At 54.2% G+C, this 22,502-nt stretch carries 22 protein-coding genes and 1 pseudogene; 15 read left to right on the top strand and 8 right to left on the bottom strand.

All coding sequences use genetic code 11. The features are described from left to right. The 4 genes from WCX19_RS13440 to WCX19_RS13425 all read left to right on the top strand — a co-directional run. On the top strand, window positions 1-604 hold a 604-nt coding region (locus WCX19_RS13440; protein WP_373008987.1), incomplete at its 5' end, for an AAA family ATPase. An 88-nt stretch (window positions 605-692) separates the two neighbouring features. Further along, window positions 693-1,589 carry a DUF58 domain-containing protein gene (locus WCX19_RS13435; RefSeq protein WP_373008985.1) on the top strand — a complete coding sequence of 299 codons (897 nt, stop codon included), beginning with the start codon at window positions 693-695 and terminating at the stop codon, window positions 1,587-1,589. Then, window positions 1,573-2,523, top strand: a complete 951-nt coding sequence (locus WCX19_RS13430) for a VWA domain-containing protein (RefSeq protein WP_373008983.1) — start codon at window positions 1,573-1,575, stop codon at window positions 2,521-2,523. Before WCX19_RS13435 ends, WCX19_RS13430 begins: the two co-directional genes overlap by 17 nt. After that, on the top strand, window positions 2,520-4,094 hold the full coding sequence (locus WCX19_RS13425) for a hypothetical protein (RefSeq protein WP_373008981.1): 1,575 nt from the start codon (window positions 2,520-2,522) through the stop codon (window positions 4,092-4,094). Before WCX19_RS13430 ends, WCX19_RS13425 begins: the two co-directional genes overlap by 4 nt. An 815-nt stretch (window positions 4,095-4,909) precedes the next feature. On the opposite strand, the gene WCX19_RS13420 is transcribed toward WCX19_RS13425, so the two are convergent. Next, window positions 4,910-5,470 (bottom strand): TATA-box-binding protein, encoded by a 561-nt coding sequence (locus WCX19_RS13420; RefSeq protein WP_373008979.1) that lies wholly within the window; start codon window positions 5,468-5,470, stop codon window positions 4,910-4,912. Window positions 5,471-5,766: 296 nt separating this feature from the next. Then, a complete protein-coding gene (gene acs, locus WCX19_RS13415) occupies window positions 5,767-7,662 on the bottom strand; it encodes an acetate--CoA ligase (protein WP_373008977.1) in 1,896 nt (631 codons plus the stop codon). A 282-nt stretch (window positions 7,663-7,944) separates the two neighbouring features. On the opposite strand from acs, the gene WCX19_RS13410 reads away from it, so the two are divergent. From WCX19_RS13410 to WCX19_RS13390, 5 genes are all read left to right on the top strand, one after another. After that, entirely contained in the window at window positions 7,945-10,008 is a 2,064-nt protein-coding gene (locus WCX19_RS13410; protein WP_373008975.1) for an acetate--CoA ligase family protein, read from the top strand. 606 nt (window positions 10,009-10,614) lie between these two features. Continuing rightward, window positions 10,615-10,842 (top strand): hypothetical protein, encoded by a 228-nt coding sequence (locus WCX19_RS13405; RefSeq protein ID WP_373008973.1) that lies wholly within the window; start codon window positions 10,615-10,617, stop codon window positions 10,840-10,842. Then, a complete protein-coding gene (locus WCX19_RS13400) occupies window positions 10,832-11,245 on the top strand; it encodes a type II toxin-antitoxin system VapC family toxin (protein ID WP_373008971.1) in 414 nt (137 codons plus the stop codon). Before WCX19_RS13405 ends, WCX19_RS13400 begins: the two co-directional genes overlap by 11 nt. A gap of 321 nt (window positions 11,246-11,566) precedes the next feature. Beyond that, complete coding sequence (locus WCX19_RS13395) at window positions 11,567-12,142, top strand: transposase (protein ID WP_373008989.1); 576 nt, start codon at window positions 11,567-11,569, stop codon at window positions 12,140-12,142. Window positions 12,143-12,354: 212 nt separating this feature from the next. Beyond that, a complete protein-coding gene (locus WCX19_RS13390) occupies window positions 12,355-12,543 on the top strand; it encodes a 4-oxalocrotonate tautomerase family protein (RefSeq protein WP_373008969.1) in 189 nt (62 codons plus the stop codon). 175 nt (window positions 12,544-12,718) lie between these two features. On the opposite strand, the gene WCX19_RS13385 is transcribed toward WCX19_RS13390, so the two are convergent. Then, on the bottom strand, window positions 12,719-13,897 hold the full coding sequence (locus WCX19_RS13385) for a hypothetical protein (protein WP_373008967.1): 1,179 nt from the start codon (window positions 13,895-13,897) through the stop codon (window positions 12,719-12,721). A gap of 146 nt (window positions 13,898-14,043) precedes the next feature. Between WCX19_RS13385 and WCX19_RS13380 the strand changes: the two genes are divergently transcribed. Together WCX19_RS13380 and WCX19_RS13375 are read left to right on the top strand one after the other, a co-directional pair. After that, window positions 14,044-14,625, top strand: coding sequence for an RDD family protein (locus tag WCX19_RS13380; protein ID WP_373008965.1), 582 nt, complete (start codon window positions 14,044-14,046; stop codon window positions 14,623-14,625). A 187-nt stretch (window positions 14,626-14,812) separates the two neighbouring features. Next, window positions 14,813-15,400, top strand: coding sequence for a hypothetical protein (locus tag WCX19_RS13375; RefSeq protein WP_373008963.1), 588 nt, complete (start codon window positions 14,813-14,815; stop codon window positions 15,398-15,400). Window positions 15,401-15,421: 21 nt separating this feature from the next. Here the strand turns inward: WCX19_RS13375 and WCX19_RS13370 are convergent, their stop codons facing one another. Together WCX19_RS13370 and WCX19_RS13365 are read right to left on the bottom strand one after the other, a co-directional pair. Further along, on the bottom strand, window positions 15,422-16,705 hold the full coding sequence (locus WCX19_RS13370; RefSeq protein WP_373008961.1) for a GNAT family N-acetyltransferase: 1,284 nt from the start codon (window positions 16,703-16,705) through the stop codon (window positions 15,422-15,424). 132 nt (window positions 16,706-16,837) lie between these two features. Continuing rightward, window positions 16,838-17,389 (bottom strand): archaemetzincin family Zn-dependent metalloprotease, encoded by a 552-nt coding sequence (locus WCX19_RS13365; protein WP_373008959.1) that lies wholly within the window; start codon window positions 17,387-17,389, stop codon window positions 16,838-16,840. 16 nt (window positions 17,390-17,405) lie between these two features. Between WCX19_RS13365 and WCX19_RS13360 the strand changes: the two genes are divergently transcribed. Beyond that, on the top strand, window positions 17,406-17,831 hold the full coding sequence (locus WCX19_RS13360; protein WP_373008957.1) for a UPF0146 family protein: 426 nt from the start codon (window positions 17,406-17,408) through the stop codon (window positions 17,829-17,831). On the opposite strand, the gene WCX19_RS13355 is transcribed toward WCX19_RS13360, so the two are convergent. Then, window positions 17,804-19,246 (bottom strand): replication factor C large subunit, encoded by a 1,443-nt coding sequence (locus tag WCX19_RS13355; RefSeq protein ID WP_373008955.1) that lies wholly within the window; start codon window positions 19,244-19,246, stop codon window positions 17,804-17,806. The two genes, WCX19_RS13360 and WCX19_RS13355, sit on opposite strands and share 28 nt — an antisense overlap. A gap of 97 nt (window positions 19,247-19,343) precedes the next feature. Here WCX19_RS13355 and WCX19_RS13350 point away from each other — a divergent pair, with 97 nt between their 5' ends. The 3 genes from WCX19_RS13350 (at window position 19,344) to WCX19_RS13340 (ending at window position 21,512) form a co-directional block, all read left to right on the top strand. Continuing rightward, the gene (locus WCX19_RS13350) at window positions 19,344-20,360 is read left to right on the top strand and encodes a methanogenesis marker 2 protein (protein ID WP_373008953.1); all 1,017 of its coding nucleotides are present in this window, start codon (window positions 19,344-19,346) and stop codon (window positions 20,358-20,360) included. Beyond that, on the top strand, window positions 20,345-21,109 hold the full coding sequence (gene mtxX / locus WCX19_RS13345; RefSeq protein WP_373008951.1) for a methanogenesis marker protein Mmp4/MtxX: 765 nt from the start codon (window positions 20,345-20,347) through the stop codon (window positions 21,107-21,109). The genes WCX19_RS13350 and mtxX overlap by 16 nt, the downstream gene beginning before the upstream one ends. A 196-nt stretch (window positions 21,110-21,305) precedes the next feature. Continuing rightward, window positions 21,306-21,512 carry a histone family protein gene (locus tag WCX19_RS13340; RefSeq protein ID WP_373008949.1) on the top strand — a complete coding sequence of 69 codons (207 nt, stop codon included), beginning with the start codon at window positions 21,306-21,308 and terminating at the stop codon, window positions 21,510-21,512. 110 nt (window positions 21,513-21,622) lie between these two features. Here the strand turns inward: WCX19_RS13340 and WCX19_RS13335 are convergent, their stop codons facing one another. After that, a complete protein-coding gene (locus WCX19_RS13335) occupies window positions 21,623-21,922 on the bottom strand; it encodes a hypothetical protein (protein WP_373008947.1) in 300 nt (99 codons plus the stop codon). Between the two features lie 355 nt (window positions 21,923-22,277). Beyond that, window positions 22,278-22,502 (bottom strand): annotated as a pseudogene (locus WCX19_RS13330) (S-layer protein); the annotation flags it as partial.

Raw genomic sequence — 22,502 nt, 5'->3', positions numbered from 1 at the left:
GGCTCTTTTAGAGGCGATGCAGGAACGGCAGGTCACGATCCAGGGCGAGACCCACACGCTTGCCCGGCCGTTCTTTGTGCTTGCGACCGAGAACCCGATCGAGTCGGAGGGCACGTACCCGCTTCCTGAGGCGCAGGTCGACCGGTTCATGTTCAAGGTGCTCATGACCTACCCGGACAAGAACGATGAAGTCACGGTGCTTGACCGGTTCACGGAAGGAACGACAGTCACCCCGAAAAAGGTGGTAACGAAAGAAAAGATTCTCGAGATACAGGCATTCACGCAGAAGGTGTACGCGGATGCGGCGATCAAGCGTTATGCCTGCGAACTCGTGGACGCGACCCGGCATCCCGATGCGTATGGCATCGAAGAGGCAAGATACATCGCTCTTGGCGCCTCGCCCCGGGCCTCGATCTTTTTGGTCCTCGGCGGCAAGGCCCATGCCCTGCTCGCCGGCCGGGGCTACGTGATCCCCGAGGACCTCAAGGCTGTTGCCCACGATGTCCTCCGACACCGGATCCTCCTGACGTACGAAGGGGAGGCCGACGGGATCACCACCGACCGGATCATCGACCGCATCCTTGGTGTCGTCAAGGTGCCGTGATCGCCATGACCCATGCAGTGCCAGTGCCGGGCCGGTCTGCCCTGTGCAGCCAGCCCGTGACTACCAGATCCTGTGCGGGGGATGCCATATGGACGACCGCACCGAACTGATCCGGCAGCTCAAGAAGATCGATCTCGCGACCGGCGTCCTTGTCGAAGGGCTCCAGTCCGGGCTCCACCACTCGGTCTTTAAAGGGCAGGGTGTCGAGTTCTCCGAGATCCGCGAGTACGTGCCCGGTGACGATATCCGGTCGATCGACTGGAAGGTGACGGCACGGTACAACCACCCGTACATCAAGGAGTTCACCGAGGAGCGAGACCAGACCTTCTACTTTGTCGTGGATATCTCCGGTTCTGCCGGCTTTGGGTCAGACACGACAAAACAGAGAAAGATCCTCGAAGTGACCGCGAGCCTCGCGTTTGCGGCGGTAAAAAACAACGATCGTATCGGTCTCGTGCTCTTCAGTGACCGGGTGGAGAAATACATCCCGGCAAAAAGGGGGCGGAAACACCTCGCGTCTCTCTTCAACGTGATGATCGATCACGTGGCCGTATCGCAGAAGACCGATCTTTCGGTCGCGGTAAAATTCCTTGCCACCATCCTCTCGCGCAGGAGCTCGGTTATCATCCTCTCGGATTTTGCCTCGCCCTCGTTCTCGCTGCCGCTGCGGATCCTGCGGCGCCGGCACGAGGTGCTTGCGATCCGGATCGCCGACCCGCGCGAGCAGGAGCTGCCGGACGTGGGCCTCATCGAACTTGAGGATTCGGAGACGGGGGAGCAGATCCTTGTCGATACCTCGGACCCGGCGTTCCGGCAGCGGTACCGGGACCTTGTCACGGGAGCAGAGGACGAAATGCACACGGAGTTTGCCCGCAACCGGATCCGGGAAGTCGCACTTTTGACCGACGAACCCTACGACATCCCGCTGAAACGGTTCTTTGCCGGGGTCGCACAGAGGAGGTCTGGCTATGTCCGGGTTTTATGAGCCGCTCTGGCTCCTTGCACTCGTCGTAATCCCGATCCTTGCCGGGGTCTACTGGTATATCATCCGGAAAAAGAAGCAGGAAGCGATCGCGTTCTCCCGGATCGCGTTTGTGAAGTCGGCGCTCGGTAATGCACAGAAATCAAAGAGGACGCATGTCCTCTTTATCGTCGCCCTTGCGGTCATTGGCCTTCTCGTGATCGGGCTGGCCGATCCCCACATCCCGCTCGAACAGACAAAAGAGGGCACGAACGTGATCCTCGTCATGGATATCTCGGGTAGCATGCAGGCGACCGACTACCAGCCCTCGCGCATCGAGGCAGCAAAGAGCGCCGCCGGACTGCTGGTCGGGAGCCTCGACCCGAAGGATTCTACCGGGGTCGTGATCTTTGAGTCCGGTGCGACAACGGCAGCATACCTGAGCCAGGACAAGGACCGGGTTAAAGAGAAGATTGAGGCCATCTCCCCAAAATCGGGAGAGACAGCGATCGGTGACGGCCTTGCCCTTGCCGTGGACATGGCCCGGTCGGTACCCAACAAGAAGAGTGTTATCATCCTGCTCTCGGACGGCGTCAACAATGCAGGAGTCGTCACGCCCGATGAGGCAAGCGCGCTTGCAAAATCCGCTGGCATCCCGGTCTACACGGTCGGCCTCGGGTCTTCGACCCCGACCGTCCTTGGTTATGACTGGCTGGGTAACCCTCAGTATGCCCAGCTTGATGAAGCGACGCTTCAGTCCATCGCCGACCAGACCGGCGGCAAGTACTACAAGTCGGTGGATGAGAGAACCCTCAAGGATGTGTACGCCGGCCTGTCCCCGAACATCGTGCACGAGAAAGAGGACACGAGCATCAAGGATTATTTCATTTTTGGGGCACTCGTCCTGCTCTGCGCTGAACTCTGGCTCAGGTACGGCAGGGGGCGGATCATCCAATGAAGGCATACCGTGCAGGTATCATCCTGCTCCTTTTTGTTGCACTGCTGGTCCCGGCGACCATTGCCGCCAGCATCACGATAAGTTCGGACCAGACAGATTATTATTTCGGGCTCAACGAGATCGCAGAGATTGCCCTCCCGGTCTCAAACACGTATTCCGATGCGGTTGACGGAACGCTGAAATTTACCACGGTCGAGCAGTTGCAAAGTTCCGGGACGGTCATGACGAGCACCAAGAACCGGGTCTACACAACAACGATCCCGTCAGGGAATTCATTCCTCAACATCAGCGCCGGCACATCGGACGTTCCAAAGTCGGTAAAAATCCAGGTCGCCTTCCAGTACACGAATCCCTCCTCCACCGAAGTGACCCTGCCGGAAATTATTGTCCACTTCGTGCAGAACCCCTCGCAGTCTTCATCGGGACAACAGAAGCAGGTCACGAGCACGAGCAGTGCAGCGTCATCGGGTTTTGGAACCAGTTCCGTCCAGATCGTGCAGCAGTCGGTATCAGTCCAGCAGCAGGCCGGCCGGGACTCGTCGTCATCGCAGTCTTTATCCTCATCCCAGTCCGCACTCCAGAACAGCCAGATGTCGCAGGACACTGCTGCTCTTAAGGAACAGCTCCAGCGTGAGGCAGCAGAAAAAGAGAAGAACCAGCAGGAGTTTAACGAGCGGCTCGCGGCCGATCCGTTACTCTCGCAGGCAAACGAAACCCTTGCAGCGGACGGATTTACCCGTCAGTCCATGAACGCAAACCCGACAGAAGGCGATACAGGCACCTTTTCGATGCTCTACCAGAACGCAGCCGGGGATAAGGTGAACCTGCAGGGAACCATGTCGGGAGGGACGGTACCCTTCGTAACCGAACAGTCAGCCGCGGCAGTCAACGTGACCGCACCCCTGATCGCGAATGCGACCTACCAGTCGTTTACGGGTGAACTTGCAGGGAACGGATACGGGAGAAACCAGACGCTCATGAACGTGACCCTTTCCGGGGCGACGGTCAACATCACGTATCTCTCAGAAAAGGGATCACCGGCGTACGTGAATGCAACCGTCGACAACGGGAACGTGACGCAGATCTCGCTTGCGATGGAACAAGGGAAAGTAAACTATCTCCTCATCGGTTCTGTCGTGGCACTTGCGATCATCCTTGCGATCTGTGCATGGTGGGTGTACCGGCGCCTGAAAGGGCGAACAAAGATCCTGCCGCCAGAACGATTACCACCCCGCCCGACCCCTGTGCCGTTTGATCACCGGCAGGAGGCCCTGCGGCTGCTTGCCGAAGCAGAAGAAGCCTTTCACCGGCACGATTACCGGGACGCGTACGGCCTTGCCGGCCGGGCCACCCGGATTTTCCTCTCGTACGATCTTGGGGACCGGCGCGAACTCACGAACGCCGAACTCGGACCGGTGCTTGCTGCGTCAAAAGACGCGGGGCAGCCGGATGCGATCATGGTACTGCTCGAACGGTGCAGCGACGTGGAATTTGCCAAAGGAATACCGGAGGCCGGGGAATTCTCCGCGATGATCCGGCAGATCCGGGCGATGGTAGAAAAGAAGAGGTAACGACCACCGATCCAGCACCGGATATGCAAGGATCCCCAATTATTTTTAAAAGCGCCGTAACCAGGTTACCGGCACAACCGGTTTTCACCCGGCAATGGCATCAACGGGAGATAATTTTCCCTGCATAATTATCCGGTTGTACCTGATTTGGTCACGCACTTTCCCAAACCGTTTTTAAATTATCCTCCTGGTATCCAGAAAGCATTTATTACAAAATGTAAAACATAAGATACGTGGTGTTCGTACGGGAAGTACAAACACCTGCAGGAAAAACATACCGGAGATCCAGAATGAAAACCCCAAAAATCTACTATGCAGCACTCATGGCATTTTCTGCCCTTACCCTGGTAATCGGCAGCGCAGGCGCAATGGGGTGGCACTAAAAACCGGGGAATCTGCCGGCTCCGGCTGCAGAGTCTCCACAGATTTAAAAAAAATGGAGATGATACCCAAAAAGAGACATGATTTAATTTACATTTCCTCTGATGCCCGATCAGGGCAGAATGTCACAAGTACCTCTTCACAAGATCCAGCAATCCAACAGGAATCCATCATCATACCGGGGAGAAACACCCCCACCTCTTTTTTTCACTCCTTTGCAAAAGTACCGTTGTGTAAGGGAACCATGCCTGTTCTTCCGAACCTCACCCTTATGCGTTCGCGATGATGTCCGTATTACCTTCCCGAAGATTATCGCTCTATGGGGGTACCCCGGGTGGGGCAGAGATAATACCGGTGAAAAAAATACTGGTGAAAAAGCGCCAGAGCGTGTTAAGAGAGATAGTTTTGAGGATTAAAAAAGAACCAAAAAAGTATTACATCAGGCCAAGGCTGCGGAGATCCGCGAGGATCTTCACCACAGCCTTATTTGCGTCTTCAGGTACCTTGCCTCCGGTGATAATGAGTTTTCCCGAGCCAAAGAGAAGAACGACGACCTTGGGGTCTTCGAGACGGTAGACAAGACCCGGGAACTGTTCGGGTTCGTACTCGATCCGGTCAAGGTTAAACCCGACAGCGATTTTGTTTAAGTTAATCGGGACCGCAAGATCGGCAGAGGTGACAATGTTCTGGACCTTATAGGTGAGTTTTTTGGGAATATCAATATTAAAACTGCGGAGCAGGTTTCCGAGAATAATAAGTCCTTTTGAAAGGTTGTCGATACTTTTTGCACCGGTCAGCACTACTTTTCCCGAACCAAAGACAAGCGCGGCGATCTTGGGATTCTGCATGCGCAGTACAACACCGGGGAACCGTTTCTTGTTATATTCTGCACCCTCGATCTTGGATGCAAGTTCCGGCAGGTCGAGGTAATCCGTCACTTTTGCGGAAGCAACGATGTTTTCTATCTTAAGAGAATCCTCTGGTTTGACCTTCATGGCATTCATCACCTTTTCGTTCACGATCTCTTTTATGGCCGGAGATATCGTTTTTAGTCTATCCCCATTTATAAAGCATATAAAGAAAGGCAATCACCCTATAAAAATGCATCGGGTTAAACGGCGGGGTGGATATATAAATCGGGACACCCGCCGGATCCGTTTTTTTTCTAACCCGGATATTGTGACTATCCGTCAGAAAAATTCCCGTTCTGGCAGATCTGTGTCCGGCACAGGATCTGGCGATCACGTGTCAAAAAATAAAAAAAGGATGGAATCGTGGCCCGGTACCTGCATCACTCGTCAAGGGTTGAGATGTCCCCCGGATCCATGCCCATCTCTTTTGCCTTAAGAATGCGCCGGACAATTTTGCCGCTCCGGGTTTTGGGGAGCGAGTCCGTGAACTCGATCTCCGAAGGCATGGCAATGGGCCCAAGCGTGATCCGTACATGGTAGATCAGTTCTTTTTTCAGTTTTTCGCTCGGGGTATGGCCGACACGGAGCGTGACAAACGCCTTGATCGTGTTCCCCTTGAGTGGATCGGGCTTTCCGATCACGGCGGCTTCCGCAACTGCCTTGTGGGAGACAAGTGCGCTCTCGACCTCGGCCGTGCCAATGTTGTGGCCGGAGACAATGATAAGGTCGTCGGATCTGCCAATCACCATGATGTACCCATCCTCGCGTTTTATTGCAAGGTCGCCCACCATGTAACACCCGGGAATAGTCTCCCAGTACTTGCGGTACCGTTCGTCGTTATTCCAGATCGTCCGCATCATTGCAGGCCAGGGCTGCCGGATCACGAGAAAGCCGCTCTTACCCGGTTCGACACTTTTACCGTCCTTGTCTGCCACATCCGCCACAACGCCGGGGATGGACTTGCCAACGTAGCCCGGCCGCATAGGTTCGCCGAGCACCGTGGTTACCATGTGCATACCGGTCTCGGTCTGCCACCAGGTATCCACGATGGGACATTTATCCCTCCCAATCACGTGGTAGAACCACTCAAATGCTTCCGGGTTGAGCGGCTCGCCGACCGAACCGAGCACCCGCAGGGAACTCAGGTTGTACTTGTCGGGCCATTCCCGCCCGAGTTTCATAAACATACGGATTGCGGTCGGGGCGGTGTACAGGATATTGACACCGTACTCCTCGACAATCTTCCACCATATCCCGGGATCCGGGTAATCGGGCGTGCTCTCCGTGATAAGGACTGTGGCGCCGACCGAAAGCGGCCCGTAGATCACGTAGGAATGGCCGGTGATCCAGCCCGGGTCTGCGGTGCACCAGTAGACATCGTGCTCCTTGATGTCAAAAATATACTTGGTCGTGTAGTATGCCCCGACCATGTACCCCCCGCAGGTATGGACAATCCCCTTCGGGGCGCCGGTCGTCCCGCTCGTGTACAGGATAAAGAGCGGGTCTTCCGCATCCATGACCTCAGCAGGACAGTTGGCATCCACGTCAGCCATCACATCGTAGAAATCGATCTCCATCTCGCTGTGGATTTCAACCGGGGTGCGTTGTTCACGGCGCAGGATAATAAGGTGTTCAACCGTCGGGGCGTCAATAATTGCCTCTTCGATTACGTGCTTGAGCGGGATTGCCTTCCCCCGCCGGATCGCCATATCGGCCGTGATCACAATCTTCGCGCCGGCACCTACAATTCGCTGGTTGAGGGCTGCCGCCCCGTATCCCCCGAATACCACGGAATGGATAGCACCGATCCGGGTGCAGGCGAGCATGGCGATCACCTGTTCAGGAATAACCGGCATGTAGATACAGACCCGGTCGCCTTTTACCACGCCGAGTTTTTTCAAACCGTTTGCAAATCTCTGTACTTCCCGGTACAATTGCCGGTAGGTAAAAACCCGCTCCTCGTTGTAGTGCTCGCCTTTCCAGATCAGCGCCACCTTGTTGCGCCGATCGCCCAGCACGTGCCGGTCAAGGCAGTTGTAGGTGATGTTGGTCTTGCCGTTGACAAACCATTTTGCATACGGGTAGTTCCACTCGCTGACTTTATCATAGGGTTTGAACCAGTGGAGTTGCTTTGCAATGTTATCCCAGAATTTATCCGGGTTTTTGACAAATTCGTTGTAGGTCCAGGTGTAATCCCCCATCCAGCTGTGCACGCGATAGGAAGGATCCGGTGTGTAGTATTTTGGTTCCTGTCCGGAATCTGCGCTCTCATCCATAATGTTCCTCTAATCTACATTATCAATAATGATGAATTAAAGTTAATCTTTGTGGTCAGAATTGTCAAAATCGTTCAAATACCTGTCCGTTTGCCCTATCTCGCGCATTGCTTACCTTTCAGTACATTTAAATGAAGCATCGCCAAATTTCTTATTATATCAATGAATCCTGTTATGCACCTGTGTCCAGTTCCTGGACCTTTCTTTTCTGCATGCCAGAAACAGTCTGTGGAGAAAAGAACGATGCAAAATCTCCGTAATCCATGAAACGAGGTGAACATTGTGACCCAGAAGATGCTGTCTGAAGCTGAAGGATACGACATTTTACGGAAATACGAGATCCCGGTCCCTGAATACCAGATCGTGAAAAACGGCGAGGATGCAGCCACCGCGGCCGAGAAGATGGGATGCCCGGTGGTCATGAAGATCATCTCCCCGCAGATCGTCCACAAAAGCGACGCGGGCGGTGTGATGGTCGGTATCGGCAGCAAAAAAGCAGCCCTTGGTGCGTTTACGAAAATCATCGACAACGCGAAGACCTACAATGCCGAGGCAGAGATCGACGGGGTGATGGTCGAGCAGCAGGCAGAACCCGGCCTCGAGCTTATCATCGGCGGGAGAACTGACCCGGCCTTTGGGAAAGTGATTACGTTTGGTATGGGCGGCACGATGGTCGAGCTCATGAAGGACGTGACACTGCGTATCCTGCCGGTGACCGAAGATGAAATCCGGCAGATGATTCACGAGATCAACGCGTACCCGCTTATCGCCGGCTACCGGGGATCAAAACCCCGGGATGAGGAAACCCTTGTTCGAATCATCGGGAATGTCTGCCGCTTCTTTTCGGAGAATGAGCATATCGTTGAGTTCGATGTCAACCCGCTCCGGCTGTACGAATCCGGTGCCTGTGCGGTCGATGCCCGCGTGATCGTTTCGGATACTGTACAGGAAGTGGTGAGAAAAGAGCGCATCCCGGTACCAATAGAATATTTCACCCCGCGATCGATCGCAGTGATCGGCGCTTCGCAGGACTCGTCCAAGATGGGGTACGCCGTCATGCATAATCTCCTGCATTTCCCGGGACAACTCTACCCGGTCAACAACAAGCGTTCGGAGATCCAGGGGCTCAAGGCATACCCCACCATCTCTGCCATCCCGGCCCCGGTTGACATGGCAGTTGTCACGGTTCCTGCCATCCATGTACCGTCAGTAGTTGAAGAGTGCGGTGCAAAGGGTGTTCCGATGGTCATCATCGTCACTGCCGGGTTTAAGGAAATGGGACCTGAGGGCAAGGCGCTTGAGGACCGGGTCGTGGCGATCGCGAAAGGGCACCACACGCGGCTCATCGGTCCCAACTGCCTTGGCATTATTGTTCCCCCACGGGGCATCGATACCACCTACGTCCACCAGTCGCCAAAGCCCGGTAACATCGCGTTCCTCTCGCAGAGCGGGGCCATTATCAACACGGTCGTGGACTGGAGCCTTGCACAGAATATCGGTTTCTCGAACGTTATCTCGGTCGGCAACCAGTGCGACCTCGACTTCCTCGATTACCTCCAGTACGTAGAGAAGGATCCGAAAACGAAAGCGATCATCATGTACATCGAGCAGATCAATGATGGCAAGGCATTCATGGAAGTTGTGTCGAAAGTGGCGCAGTCAAAGCCGGTCATCGCGATCAAGTCCGGGTCTTCCCGCCGGGGTTCAGCAGCCGCGTCATCGCACACCGGCTCGCTCTCCGGTTCGTACGATGTCTACATGGAAGCGTTCCGCAAGTCCGGTGTTATTGCAGTACATACGTTGACCGGTGCGTTCCTTGCAGCGCGGATGCTCGCCCACCCGAAGCGTTACCCGAAAGGGAAGCGTGCAGTTATCATCACCAATGCCGGAGGGTTTGCCGTGCTCTCATCAGATTATTCGGAGAGGTACGGTATCGATATTATCGATCTTCCCAAGAATGTTATCGAAGAACTCAACGAGTTCCTCCCCGAGTTCTGGAACAAGGGGAACCCCATCGATCTCCTGGGAGATGCGACCGAGAAGCGGTTTGAGAAGACATTTGAAGTGCTGACAAAACACGGGGACCTCTGGGACATGGCCTTTATCGTCGACTTCCCCAACCTTGTGCTCACCTCGGAACAACTGGCACGGCAGATCCTGAAGTTCTCCGAAAAGACCGAGAACCGGTTGATCGTGACCATGCTCGGCGGGGACTCGTTGAACGTGGGCCGGGAGATGTTAAAAGAGCACGACATCCCCAGTTTCGACGAACTGGATTACACGTTCCGGGTCATGGGCCGTGTGCTCTGGCAGAAATTCCGGGTCAAGGCACCAGGACTGCTGTAAGAAGGTCTGTAATTTTTTACTTTTTTTTAGTTTGTTACTGTTCAGCCGGTTTTACGAGCACATAAAGGAATGAATGGCGTGTCTTTTCCGGCCCTCTTTGCCGCGAACTAAAAGGAAGGAACGTGGATTTGGGATCCTCACGCAGGCAGGGGGGATCGAGCGTCTGGCATTTGTCCGCAATCTTATGCAGCATGGCTGAAACGGACACCGAATGCCGAGTGGAGCAGGGAGCAGGCGGTACTTGTAGACAGTCTCATGGAAAATGCACGGAATATGCCACTTTCCTCCAGCGTATATCTCCAGCGGGTTGCAGGAAGGAGACGACCCGGCCAAAAGCAGGGAAAAAGCGATTCCAGCTCATGATTCCGGATCAGCCAGGCAGTAATCGATCTCTGTTGGCAGATTCGGGACCTGCCCACGTCGTTTAGTAAACAGGGGAACCGACTGCTGCTTTGAGCAAGCGAGAAGAAAACAGGTACCAAAACCGGGACATACTTCTTTGAGGGCAAGGGTCTTCGCGGTACTGAAAATCCGAGATTCCGGAACAAGCGTGTAACTGGTTTCCACTTCACAAATTTTATATGATTGCTGCGTAAACAACATACTATGTCTACAACTTCTGTTTACAGTATCCGTATCGATGCCCGGATCCGTAAGATAATCGAAGAAATCAATGATCCCTTGTGGCAGGAGGAGATCCGTACTCTGATTGAACGATCCGCCAGGAAGAAACGCAAAGCACAGATCCTGGCCCGGGTGCGGGAAGCACACCGGTCTCTCAAAGGGGGTTTGCCTGCCGCAGAATCCATACGGGCGGATCGCGATGCACGATAATGTAGTACTGGATTCCAGCATACTGGCAGCGATCTTTTTTCCGGAGAAAATCTCCGGAAAATCCCTTGCGATCGCGGAAAGCCATGACTGCATAACCGTTGATCTTGCCTATGCAGAAGTTGCAAATGTTGCATGGAAGCGGAGCAGCCATACCGGTCAGGATGCGGCAACGGTGAAAAACATGTTGGACGAGTGCACGGCATTCATCCGTGAGACCTGCCAGGTACTACCGGCACAGGATCTGGTACCGGCAGCATATGATCTGGCATGCCACCACCGGATAACCGTATACGATGCCCTGTTCCTTGCCGCTGCGGTACAGTGTGCATCATCCCTGGTAACTGCAGATAAAAAACTCCATCTCGCAGCGAGAGGGATCGTTAAGACCGAACTGATCCACTAACCTGCCGGGGATAAGAAGATCAGGAAATCCATACGTAAGATTTGCCCATGAAAAAGCAGAGATGCATCAAATCCTGAAATCCCCTCCAAAGAATATCCGTTTTGAACAGTTCTGCAGGGTTGCTGAACAGTTCGGTTTCACATGCCGGGGAAAAAAGTGGTCACCGGATTTATACGCGGGATGGGATCCGGGAACTCTTAAACATCCCGGAAGTGGGAGGAATGGCGAAACTCTTGTCAGGTAAAACAGCTCTGTACGATAATTGACGATTACCCAAATGAATCCAGATGCAAATCTTGTTATCATTCTCGATAATCTCCGATCTCATCATGCAGATATAACGCGGGAATAGCTGAACTGAATAAGATAGATCTGGTTTTTTTACCGTCGTATTCTCCGGATTTGAACCCAATAGAATTCATCTGGAAAAGTATCCGATGGATCATCTCACGGGCTTTCATACGAGATCTCGACCACTTAAAGCAGATTATCCTTGATGCTTTCAAAAAACAGGGTTGTTCATTGAGTTTCGCCAAAAAGCTTGGATTGTTAAATTTCTTGGGAGTAAGTTTAGTATCAATATTTAGGTTTTTGATTATAATTTTCCGGTCCCCCAATTACGCACACCGCCCGGTCCTGCCCCGCCACCCGGCCGCGAAAGGAGATGTGGCTTCCGGGGGTACCCCCGGGCAAGTGAGGTACCCCCTCATGGGGTATGGCGTGGAAGAGAGTACACCCCCGGGCGGGGTATCTCCTCTTTTTGTGGAGCATCGTGCTGCAAATCACGACGAAGTTCCCGGAGAAACCGGGCCAAGCGTTTTTAAAAACGGGGAGGTACCTCCCGTGGGGGTACCTGGCTGTACAGGGGATACCCCCAAGTGGGGTGGGTGGCACTGATGGATGGGTGGGACCGGGTAACCTTCGCAATGTAACACATGCCCCCTCTCTTCAGTACCTGCGAACGTATCCGTGCCATCAATACCAGAGATGAATCAACTCCTCCACCATCTCCGGTTCCCGGTCCGGCCCCGCCTCACCCGCCACGGCTGATCCAAACGCGCAAGAGAGTAAATATCATCCGTTCACATATCGTACTTCAAGGAATTACCATGCCCGTCGTAATACTCAAAGTTCGCAAAGGCTGGACCACGGAACAGAAACGCAGGATCGTAAAAGAGTTCACGAACACCCTTGTCTCAACGCTGAAAATAGACCCGGAACTCGTCACGATCATGATCGACGAACACAGTCTCGAAGACATCGGCCACGGCGGCGTGCTCCGGTGCGATGAGCACTAAAAAAACCCGCATGAAGTCAAAGACTTCGCACCAAAGCAATGAAAATTTTGCACTCCAAACTCGAATTTCCATTTGCCGGCTCCATCGTCTGAAATTTTCAAAATTTTCATGACAAAGCCGACAAAAATTTTAAGATTTATTTTTCAACCGTTCTCGCGTGAAAAGGTTCCCGGGATTACCGCATCTTTCTCCCGGCCTTGCGCTCTTCATACGATATCTGGGTGCTCCGGCCGGGAGTCAGTTCTCCTTTTTCGTCTTCAGCGCTCTGGAACCGCTCCTCAAGTGGGATCTGTGCACTCCTTCCCTCTGTCAGGGTACGATCTTCGTCCCGGGAACTCTGGAACCGTTCATCGAGCGAGATGCTTGCGCTTCTTCCCTTCGTGAGGGTCCGGTCATCTTCCCGGGAACTCCGGAACCGCTCGTCCAGAGGGATACTGGTGCTCCTGCCGGCGGAAAGTCCCTCCCGTCCGTCAGTCGCGCTCTGCCAGCGCTCGTCAAAGGGGATCCCGGCGCTCCGCTCGCGTGAGCCCGGCGGGCCCCGGGGGATGTCTCTCGGAGAATCAGCGTCGGTAATAAAATCAATAGCAGTATCATCCCGTGCATCCATACGTGCCACCGGATGCTGCCCTTCTGAACGCATATCCGGGCGTCCCTGGACACGTGCCGCCGGCATTCCCGGGGGTATAGAACCGCTCTCCCCGGTGTGTCGCGGCCCGGTGTACGCAAACCGGCTCTGCCCGGGAGCGGAACCAGACCCGGCCCGGATCTTTGCCACCTCTTCGTCAATGGCCGCATCGATCTCGCGCTGGCTTTTTTCCGTAAACGTCAGGAACTGGAGGAAGGCCTCGGGCTCACGGAAGACCGACGCATCGATCCCGTCGCAGACAAGCGTCCTCTCCGCTTCGCCGTACCAGCCGCCCGTGCGGATAGTAATCGCCCCGCCCCGGGGTTCAAAGGCATAGACCCGTTCGATACTCCCGTCACGCCCGAACGCAGTCTCGGCAACACCGTTTCCTTCAAACGAGTAGGTCTTCCCGACCGCCCCGTAATCCCCGCCTTCCCGCATCACGATCTGCCGTCCACCGGCCTCGTAGCGGAACGTCCGGGGAGGCCGCCCGAACGAGAACGTCTCTTCGATCATCCCGTAATTGTCGAACACGCAGCGACGGAGGATCTTTCCCGGCTGTGCGGGATCGTTCTCTGTCATCAAGTTCTCGCCTGGCACAAACTTATAGAGCCTGCGGAGGGATTCGTGATTGTCATACACGCGGACTCCGCCCACGCCATAGCGGTACACCCTGATAATCTTCTCCCGCCTGGCCCCATTAAATTCGGTAATAACCGATTCAGTCATGTGCACACCGTCCGGTCTGCCTGATTTTGTACCGTTATCTCTTCTGCGGATTAAATGGTTTGTCTATAAAAAGGCCGGGGCGGTGCCGGAACAATTGTCCCGGTTCGCAACCTTCATTCACTCGTACTGCAGATAATTATGATACTATGGCAGACGCATTTCCGGGAACTTCCCCCTTACCAGAACCGGTACCGACACCCGTGCCGGTGTTGGAACCACTTCCGGTGGCAGAGCCTGAGCATCCCCTGATGGATCATGGCAGGACCCTCTATCTTGCCAAGTGGTCTACCCGGCTCTGGGCATGGCTTATCGATATGATCCTTGTGATACTTTTCTTAAACATTGTCCGGGGCATTCTCGAACCCTTCTGGCAGGTTCACACGATCTGGGATCTCGGGCACCTGGGACTTTTTGATTATGGGGTTGACATTCTCATCTTCTTTTTGTACTGGACCATCTGCGAGAGTTACAAGGGCCAGTCCATCGGAAAGATGGTGATGAATATCCGTGTCGTGAACCGCGACGGCACAAAGATCCACTGGGGCACGGCCGCCATCGAGAGCCTCGGCAAGGCGTTTCTTCCCGTTCTTGCCCTTGACTGCCTGATCGGGTGGCTTGCGATGCCGCAGACAAAACTCCGGGTTTTCAACCGGATCTCAAATACCCTCGTCATTAAAACCGACTACCGGGAGCCGGAAGGCATCCTGTACGTAAAGGACAAGGAATAATCCGGGTATTCCTGCCAGCAGATTTTTTTTAAGTTACTTTTTGGCGAATAAGACCGGGGTCATCCTGGTGGTACGTGACCTCTATTTTGACCAGCTGCCCGTCTGGAGTTTCCCCCATAAGCGAAAATCCGGCCAGGACCTTTCCGGTTCGTGAAGTTTATAGACTCTCCCGCTCTACAGAAGCACTATGCCACTCGCATCAGAGCCGGTCCGGGATATCGAGTCGATGTACCACAAAGAGGATGGCCGGGTTCTGATCGAGATTAAGCTGATGTCTGTGATCCAGCTCTTCAACTCCTTTGACCCGGCACCGTTCTACGAGAAAGAGATCGATACCCAAGCTGAACACTATATCGTGGATACGGTCCGGGATTTCCCGGCAAAGACAAAATTCAAAATCCACATTTACCTGCCGCCCGCTCTTGTCGCAAGTGAAGAGGCAAAGAAGATCATCCCCGCCATCCACACCCATTTCCATTACCGGATGCTTGTTGCTGACCGCAAATTCCGGTCAAAATTCCGGTTTGGCCGGATCAGTCTTCTCATCGGGCTCGTGTTTCTGGCCGTCGCACTGGTTGCCCGCCAGATCGTTGCGACAATGAATAATCATTTTTTGGCCCAGCTCCTGTCCGACTCACTGTTGATCATCGGGTGGGCGGCGATGTGGGAACCGATCACCGTGCTGCTCTATGAGCTCTGGCCGATTATCCGGTCCAGAAAGATCTACGAGAAGATTAGTACAATGGAGATCGAGGTCCTGCCCCTGCCTGGATGACCGCCCCCAGATCTCTTGTTTTTACCGGTCGGCAGTAGGCAGGCGGCGCATGGGTGCTGCGTTTGCACCTTTGAGATTGCCGCCGGCAAAATCAAACCGGGTCCGGATACCCTCCGGCAGTTCCTGCTCGGATATAGGGGTAAAACCAAACGAGGAATAAAAGGTGACAAGCGGCAGCGTGGAGTGCATGAAGAGCGTCTCTGTGCCGCACGCGGCAACAAGTGCCTGTACTGCTTTTTTTGCATAGCCCCTGTTCCGGTACTGGTCATCGACAAATACGCCGTCAACTTCGAGACCGTCCTGGTGCCTCCGGCAGCGGGCGACTGCGGCAAGTTCCCCTTCAACAAAAACCCCGAAGATCCGGTCGGTGTTCCGGTCGGCTTTCTGCTGGTGATATCCCAGCCATACCGTTTCTGCCCGGTCAAATTCCTTTGCCGACAGCTCGCGGGCCTCGACGTCAAGGTGAATGTGGGGGTACCGGATGAGAAATGGACGTTGCACCCGGCCTGCCACAGCAGAAGCGATCCGGCCGAGCGGGATATTCGTGGCATAATCCCTGCTCCCGTACCGGGGTATCAGGATAAGGGAAACATCCTCTTTTTCTGCACACGCTGCAATCTCCCCGGCCGGGTCGCCGAACCTGACGACGGTTCGTACCCTGTGTGCAGGAATGTTCAGCGCAGACTTCAGTTCATCAAGTTGTGCGGTGGCGTGTGCGGTTTCTATCTTGCGATCTTCACCCGGGACTGGTACGGGGAGTACGTGCAGGAGAATAACCTCTCTTACCAGCGGCAGGCCGGACAGGAATGCGAGAATATCGGCCGTGGGTTTTGAGAAGTCCACCGGGCAGAGGATTTTAAAAAAAATATTCTGGCAGTAACTCTCCAGGTTCTCCGTGTCCGGTGCATCTTCGCCCCGAAAGTGCAGGACGAGGACATCGGTCGTGCTCGTCCCGATCACACCTTTTGAGACGCTCCCGAGCACCAGCGTTCGGAGCAGGTTTTTTCCCCGGGCCGCCATCACGATAAGCGACGCCCGCTCCCGGGTGGCGGTGCCGGTGATCCCGCGCACGATATCCCCGTATTCGCTCTGCACCACGAGCGACCGGATCGGGACGCCAAGCGGGGCAAGGAAGCGTTCTTTTTTTTCGAGCATCTGTGCCTGTGGTACAGACGATTTGTCAGGCTCCCCGTCCAGTACGTTCAGGAGAACAATCTCCTCCATGCCGGGGATCTCCCCGATGCATTCCAGCACCCGGTCTGCATGACGTGAGAAATCAGTAGCAACAAGAACCCGTTTGAACATGTCTGCACCGTATGTCTCTCCCGGAGAGAATCAACGGGAGGAGTGTATGCGGGTGCATTTTTGTTTCCCTCTACATAATTGTTGTGAAGTAAGGTAGTCTCCGGTCCTTACACAAAATCCAATGAAAACGTATCAGATCTGGTCGATCTGTGGCATGAGTTTCTGTTCAATCTGCTTCCTGCAGGCATCGCAGAAGCATTTCTTTTTCCCGTCAAGTTCATCGAGCGTGTCCGGGCAGAACATGATGCACTCGCGGTTGCGGCAGTGGGCGAGGCCCAGCAGGTGGCCGACTTCGTGTGCCCCCTCCTTTACCAGCCGATCGATCAGGTCATCGTCGTTTGCGTCAAGCCCGTAATACTCGTTCGTGAGCCGGGCCGTGGAGATCACCGCAACACCCGTAGATTCCCGTGCAAGGCCAAAAAGGGCGGAATGGCCGGGATTGAAAAGATCCTGGCTGACGACAAGAAGGATGGGATCTGAAATCCGGTGCTGGTGTTTGTAGGCAGCCAGATGGTCCAGCTCCACCTGCGCATCGATCTGTTTTCGCGCATTTACAAAACCCATAATACGCACCGGGTTCTCAATAACCCCGACAGGTATCCCGGTCACCGTCGCGATCGTCCGACCGACCGGCAGCTGGAGGCCTTCCGGGGAAAGTTGATCCCAAAAGATATGGAGCCGCATCGCTGAGTTCTATTGGATGGATGGCTATAAACATATTGAGCACTGCGTCGGCGCATATATTGCAGCACATTATCACCATCCCGTCGAGATTGGTGTGGGAAAAAATCCTGATGCCGCGCGGTGCGTTCACGATGCGGGGATAAGCATACGGGCCATCGATATTCACCCGTGCCTGTTACCGGACTGGCTGTCCTTTACCCGTGATGATATCTTTTCACCCGACCTGTCCTGCTATGCAGGCGCCGATGTCCTGTATGCTGTCCGCCCGGCAGAAGAGATGATCCCCCCGCTCGTCGCGCTGGCGAAAAAGCTTGACTGCGACCTTGTGGTTTATCATCTTGGTTTTGAATCCTACGGGGACGGCGGAAAGATTGTTGACTGCGGAGTACCGCTCCACTATTATTACCGGCGCGGTCAGAACCCATCAAAAAGTGTGGACTGATTATTGGCCACCGGTTTCTTATCGGGTGTATCCGGGGCAGGTGGGGTCGTTTGCACTTCCGGTGGTGTATCGGCGACGGTCTTTAGAGATTTGGTCTCCGGGGGTGCGGCCGGATCGTGCTCTTCGCCGGTAGTGCCGGTTTTTGTTTTCCTGCCTTTTTTCTTCTGATCCAGTTCCTTTTCACGTTCTGTCTTTGTTACTGACTTTACAATCTCCAGTGACCGGGCCCGGTCGTTTAAGAAAAAGTTGAGCCCGTCTGCGTCGAGCATCAGTTCGCGGGTGAAGGTTTCGGGGGCGTTCTCTACGAGAAGAGTGATGGTGCCCAGGTACTTCTCGCGCAGGGTGGTCTGGGGAATCTGCATGGCGGCAGCAAGGCGCGAGAGCACGGTGTACCGGATCGCCTTCTGCTTTTTTGCCGTGGACATCTTCTGCCAGCGCTCGGGGGGCAGGATACGGGTGTGGATACCTTTTCCCCCTGCTGCATCGGCGACACCGAGAAGCATCACCGCTGTTGCATACCTCCAGAGCGTGTGGTACTGGCGCCGGTAGGTATACCCGATATATTCGTCGGCACGCGCAAGCGAGCGGTAGGCCTGTTCCACGGCGACGGGATCGGCAATAACATGCACGTTCCCCTCTATCCATTGCTCAATATTTTCCGGGGTATCATCGACATCCCATGATAGTCTCATCAGATCCTCATCAGGGGTCTTTGAGAATATCGCAGATACGAGTGAGAAGATCGAGACCCGGTCATCCTTCTGGGAGGTATGTACCTGGTCCCCGTCAAGCGATTCGCGGCCGATCGCCGAGGCATAGAGCATGTTCACAGCTGCCCGCATGTCCCCCCCGGCACTTTCGGCTATCTCGTGGATCGCTGTTTCCGAACAGGCGACCTTCTCGTTTGCACAGATATATTTGAGCCGGGGGGCGATGGACCGGGCCGGAAGAGCCCTGAACTGGACCGGCTCGCAGCGCACACGGAGCTCCGGGGCAAGGCCGTAAAGATCGTTTGCGATGAGAAGAATGGGCTGCCGGGCGTTTTTTATGCATTCGATAATTGCTTTTGCCCCGCCCCGATCGGAGGTTCCCTGCAGGTTGTCGGCCTCGTCCATCACGATAAGTTTCCGTGCTGACCCGGTCAGGCTTGCCGTGGTGCTGCCCGCGCCGGCAATCCGTTCGATCACAGCGGCCGTTCTCTGGTCGCTCGCGTTGAGCTCGATCACATCCCAGTTCAAATCGCGGGCGAGCGCGTAGGCAGAGGACGTCTTTCCTATCCCGGGCTTGCCGTACAGGATGAGAGGTTTTGACCGGAATGTCCAGGTCCGGGCCCAGTCCGCCATCTGGCGGATCGCGGTGGTGTTGCCGACAATATCCGCAAGGTGTTCCGGACGGTATTTCTCAGCCCACTCCATACCAACAGAGTCGACCCCACATCAAATAAATTATCTCTGATGAGGCCACACATAGCGTACAGGATTTTATTTTCCGATATTTACCCGGGTGACAATAGTGGTTTCTGACCGTTCCACAACAAAGATTGCGCAAGTAGTCAGGGAATATGAAGGCGTAAGGAGGAAACATGCCATCGGAGAGATGGTCAAGGCACTCAGGATCGATGCGCCCCATGTTGTTGCCTCGTTTGGTGAGGATGCGGCAGTCATTGAGCACAATGGTGAGGCGCTTCTCCTTGCCGCCGATGGCATCTGGAGCCGGCTCATGGAGGCCGACCCGTACTGGGCCGGGTATTGCTCGGTCCTTGTTAATGTCCATGATATTGCCGCTATGGGCGGGAAACCGATAGCGATGGTGGATGTATTCTCGATGCCGAAAAATACCCACATCCACGAGCAGGTGGTTAAAGGGATGCATGATGCGTCCGCTCAGTTCGGCGTGCCGATTGTAGGCGGGCATCTTCATCCCGATGCGCCGTATAGCGTGATCGATGTCTCGATCCTTGGTGCTGCCCGGCTTGACTCGATCATCTATTCCAACACTGCAAAGGAAGGTGATTGCATCATCGCTGCCATCGATCTTACCGGACGCGTCCACCCCTCCTGTGCGCTCAACTGGGATTCGGTCACTATGAAGTCTGCTGCACAGGTGCGTGCGCAGATTGCGCTTCTGGAAGAGATCGGGCGGGATCATCTCGTTACCTCGGGAAAAGATATCAGCAACCCCGGCCTTATCGGGACGATCGGGATGCTTTTAGAGGTAAGCGGGAAAGGGGCACAGCTTGATCTCGATCGTGTGCCAACGCCAGATCTTGCGGCGAACAATATGACGTTTGAACAGTGGGTAAAGATGTACCCCGGGATGGGTTTTGTCCTGACTGCGCGACAGGAACACACGAGCGAACTGATCCGGCGCTTTGCTGCTGTTGGCATGACCGCACAGGTCATCGGTACCGTAGATACTACGCGCCGGCTCAGGATCCGGTATGACGGAAACGAGGCAGAGGTCTTTGATTTTGCCGAGAACGGGATCACCTGTCTCTCCCCGGATGATGCGTCATGCAGGCCGCAGTAAAAACGATCGGGATCGGCATCGGTGCGGATGCAGAAAAGGTCATCGATAGCGCGTGCCGCGTACATTTCCCGTGCGATATTGTCTGCTATTTGCGGCCGGGTACCGCGAAAATCCCTCCCGGCCATCCACGTGTGCGGATGGCGGAGAGCGGGGCTCCTGAATCAGCGCTTGTTTCTGACCTGATGGCGGGCGTGATCGATGCGGCAGTCCGGGGCACACTGCCGGCAAACGCCACCCTGCAGGCGCTTAAAGTCGCCGCAGGAGTCGACCACCTCGAACGGATAGCGCTTCTGGAGACTGCGGGCGGGAAAAAATTCCTGTTTGCTCCCGTGGGCATTGATGAGGGGTGGACGGTCTCTGACAAGCTTGTGCTAATCCGCAAAGGCCGGGAGATTGCCCGCCGGTTTGGTCTTCCTGAGAAAGTGGGCGTTCTCTCGGGAGGCCGGTTCGGGGATGTCGGCCGGCATACCCGTGTGGACCGGAGCATGGCGGATGCCGAACTTGTCGCAAAACTTGGCGATGCCGTGCACTACGAGATCCTTATCGAGGATGCGATCGAGTCATGCGGCCTGATTATCGCACCGGATGGAATATCCGGTAACCTGGTCTTCCGTACGCTCGCCTTTCTTGGAGCCGGGCACGGACATGGGGCCCCGGTCGTAAATATCGATAGAATTTTTGTGGATACCTCGCGCGCCTCACCGGATTACACGAATGCGCTATTGCTCGCAGCATCATTGTTAGAATAAATTTTAATCGATTAAAGTGGCTTGTTTTCCAAAATAACCTGAAATTTGCTAATAAAAAATATTCTGCGAAATTCCGTGGCGCGTTTTGCCTGTACGGTTCGGCAAGCCTTCCGATATCATTTTAGTCAGCAAAATGGGGTATTTTCCCAAAAAGTTTTTATATCTACCAATATACTTTCTTGTTGAGGTAAGAAAAATGGCAGATTTACCAATCGCCGCAGTTGTACGCATTGCAAAGAAGAACGGAGCCGAAAGAGTGGGCAGCGATGCAGCTGAAGCCCTTGTGGTCAAGGCTGAAAAGTACATCGCCCAGCTCACCAAGGAATCAAACAAGCTTGCCGAGCATGCCGGAAGAAAGACCATCAAGAAAGAAGACGTTGATCTCGCGTCCAAGTCCAACTGATCAACTCTTTTTTCTTCCGGGCCTGCACTTCGTGCAGGATCGTTTTTGGCAGTCACTTATTGATGTGATGGATTTTTTAATGAGCTAAAAAATTGTTCTTTAGTAAATCCTTATACCCTCTTGCTTCCGCTCGTAAACGACTGGCTGCCGTCTTCCCGGTTCGCGTGCTCGGAAAGCAGGCGTTGTATTTCGTCGTACACTTTCCCCTTGTCCTTTGCCCCGGTAAAGAGGATCCTCGTGCCATCAATGTCGTCCTTGAGGTAGGCCGCTTCGTCGTACACGATGAGCATGATCTGGTCATCCGGCCCGAAGAGATGCTCCTCGCAGTCCCCTTTCATGTACCGTTCGCGCTGCTCCTTTGTCGGCGCAGCATACTTGTTGTCGTACCGGAAAACACCCGTTCGAATCACCCCGTTGTTATCTTATAACCGACATAAGGTAGATCTTTTTTAAGGAATAACATTTTTCAAAGTCCTAACAAGGTTAAGCCGGCAATCCTGATTGTTTTCCCCATTGACATTCAACAGACGGCAGTGAACCATAAGAATCCACTACGCCAGGATACCCGATTGTTACTCAAACTGTCTGCCCGTGTCATTTTGCGGTATGTTCTTGTTCGGTTCTCCCCCGGTAAATACCTGTGTACAAAACAATTAAAAATTCGCAATTTTTTACTGCCAATGGCCGGATGAAAGACGAGACTGATATAAAAAAACAGGATGTTTTTAAATAACGATGATGCCAATGCCCAAAATCAAAGGATGATTATCTCTTCTTCTTCATGATAAAGTGAAAAGCAACATAGACAATGCCGATGATGGCCGCAATAATAAGGGAAAGGTAGACCGGTTGGGAGATGATGCCGGAAAGACCGGTCAGATTTTTCACATTGATTGTGACTTTCATCGGGTCCGAGATGTAGGTCGTATCGAGTGCATCGCGGTACCGTATCTCAGAATCAAGCCCATATTCCTTGATCGTTGCATCCCT

The sequence above is a fragment of the Methanoregula sp. genome (genome assembly GCF_041663825.1).
Classification (GTDB): Archaea; Halobacteriota; Methanomicrobia; order Methanomicrobiales; family Methanospirillaceae; genus Methanoregula.
Note: the sequence above shows the minus strand (reverse complement) of the source record. Positions and strands in the feature narration are given on the sequence as shown.